Raw genomic sequence first — 1,594 nt, forward strand, 5'->3', positions numbered from 1 at the left:
CCGGTACATGCAACCAGGCAATGCGCGGGTTCCGGAGCACCAGCAAACCACCCAGCACCACGAAGACAATGAACAGCGCGTGCAGCAGCAGTACCGTGTTGGCCAGCAGGTGATAGAGCATGTCAGGACCGCGACCACCGCCGCATGAAGCTCGTTACCGCCATCTCTTCCAATGCGTCCTGGTCATCGCAGGCCGCCTCGATATCTTTCGCCTGCTTTTCGTCAAAGACATCACTGACGGCGCTCCTGAACTTCTCGACCAGTACGGGAACACCCTCATCGCGACGCTTGCGGTGACCGATGGGGTAGTCGATGGAGACCTTGTCGGTGGATGAACCATCCGAGAAGAACACCTGCACCGAATTGCCGATCGCGCGTTTGTCCGGGTCGAAGTAGTCCTTGGTGAACTGTTCGTTTTCCGTGACGACCATCTTGTCGCGCAGCGCATCGATGCGCGGGTCTTTTGCGACATCGTCCTCATATTCCTGCGCCGTGAGCCTGCCGAGAATCAATGGCACGGCGACCATGTATTGCAAGCAATGGTCGCGGTCGGCGGGATTGTTCAACGGACCGGTCTTGTCGATGATCGTCGCGCCCGCCTTCTGCGTCTCGATCTCGATGCGCTCGATGTCATCGAGGCGATCCTTGACCTGTGCATGCAGCTCCATGGCGCATTCCACCGCTGTCTGGGCGTGGAATTCCGCCGGGTAGGAAATCTTGAACAGGATGTTCTCCATCACGTAGCTGCCATAGTCGCGCTGGAACTCGAACTTCTTGCCGCCAAACAGCACGTCATAGAACCCCCAGCGCTCGGCGCTCAATACGGTCGGGTAACCGAGCTCGCCTGTCTTGCAGATCAGCGCCAGTCGAACGGCACGCGCGGTGGCATCACCTGCCGCCCAGCTCTTGCGCGGGCCGGCATTCGGGGCGTGACGGTAGGTGCGGAGTGCGCCGCCATCGGCGAAAACGTGGGAAATGGTGTTGATGACCTGCTCGCGGTCCATGCCCAGCATGTCGGCGACAACGGCCGCGGTCGCCAGGCGCACCAGCAAGACGTGGTCCAGCCCCACCTGGTTGAAGGAATTCTCCAGCGCCATCACGCCCTGGATTTCGTGGGCCTTGATCATGGCGGTGAGCACGTCGCGCATCGTCAGGCCCGGCCTGCCTTCCTTCTCGTCCTGTCTCGAAACGTAATCTGCCACCGCGAGGATGCCGCCGAGGTTGTCCGAGGGGTGGCCCCACTCGGCAGCAAGCCAGGTGTCGTTGAAATCCAGCCAGCGGATCATTGCGCCGATGTTGAACGCAGCCTGCACCGGGTCCAGCGAAAACGCAGTGCCCGGCACGCGGGCGCCGTCTTGCATTTCGGCACCCGGGACAACGGGACCGAGCAGCTTGGTACAGGCGGGGTATTCCATGGCCAGCATGGCGCAGGCCAGCGAATCCATCAGGCAGTAGCGGGCGGTCTGATAAGCCTCGTCCGACTGGACCTCGTAGTCCAGGACGTAATCGGCGATATCAGTGAGGACTTTCTCGGGATCAGGGCGTTTCGCGCTCCTGGTGTCGCCAGGGCGGTCGGTGGCCATGGGCTTCTCCG

Annotated in this window: 2 protein-coding genes; both read right to left on the minus strand. The window is 61.6% G+C overall.

Annotation, left to right across the window (positions count from 1 at the left end):
- Positions 1 to 121, minus strand: a 121-nt coding sequence (locus R3217_10790) for a DUF2784 family protein (GenBank protein MDX1455930.1), incomplete at its 3' end; no start/stop codon positions are given.
- Position 122: 1 nt separating this feature from the next.
- Positions 123 to 1,583 carry a bifunctional 2-methylcitrate dehydratase/aconitate hydratase gene (locus tag R3217_10795; protein ID MDX1455931.1) on the minus strand — a complete coding sequence of 487 codons (1,461 nt, stop codon included), beginning with the start codon at positions 1,581 to 1,583 and terminating at the stop codon, positions 123 to 125.
- Between the last annotated feature and the right edge of the window lie 11 nt (positions 1,584 to 1,594).

Source organism: Gammaproteobacteria bacterium (assembly GCA_033720895.1).
Taxonomy (GTDB): domain Bacteria; phylum Pseudomonadota; class Gammaproteobacteria; order Natronospirales; family JAJUFS01; genus JAWWBS01.

Bases quoted from the DNA above. Each gene is read 5' to 3' on its own strand.
- R3217_10795 (MDX1455931.1), bottom strand. From the start codon at position 1,583: ATGGCCACCGACCGCCCTGGCGACACCAGGAGCGCGAAACGCCCTGAT.